This window comes from Virgibacillus sp. 7505 (assembly GCF_002272135.1).
Classification (GTDB): Bacteria; Bacillota; Bacilli; order Bacillales; family Amphibacillaceae; genus Terribacillus.
The window spans coordinates 1-353 of sequence record NZ_NPBF01000090.1 but is presented as its reverse complement, the minus strand read 5'-3'; the positions used below and the strand labels follow the sequence as shown (position 1 = coordinate 353).

The window sequence follows — 353 nt, the reverse complement described above, 5'->3', positions numbered from 1 at the left end:
GTTTACAAGCCGGATTTTTCCACAGCCCGACAGCAAGGGGATCCGCTTTTTCGTAAACAAAGGCAATGCTCACTTAAAAGTCACCAAGTGGGATTTGATGGTAAACGATATAGAGGGGAATGAATGATATGGCAGTAGATAATCAGGAAATCGCCAAGCAGGTCATTGAAGCCGTCGGTGGCAAAGACAATATTGCTTCCTTTGCCCATTGTGCGACACGGCTTCGCATTATGGTTCACGATCAACAGAAGATCGACGAGAAGAAAGTAGAAAATATCGCCAAAGTGAAAGGCGCGTTTTTCAATTCTGGCCAGTACCAAATTATTTTTGGAACTGGCACTGTCAACCAAGTC

The 353-nt window shown here is 44.5% G+C and carries 2 protein-coding genes; both read left to right on the top strand.

What is annotated here, in order from left to right:
- Nucleotides 1-13: 13 nt before the first annotated feature.
- A complete protein-coding gene (locus CHH91_RS21315; protein ID WP_353615336.1) occupies nucleotides 14-127 on the top strand; it encodes a hypothetical protein in 114 nt (37 codons plus the stop codon).
- Nucleotide 128: 1 nt separating this feature from the next.
- A partial coding sequence (locus tag CHH91_RS18055; RefSeq protein ID WP_483372412.1) for a PTS transporter subunit EIIB occupies nucleotides 129-353 on the top strand: 225 nt, incomplete at its 3' end.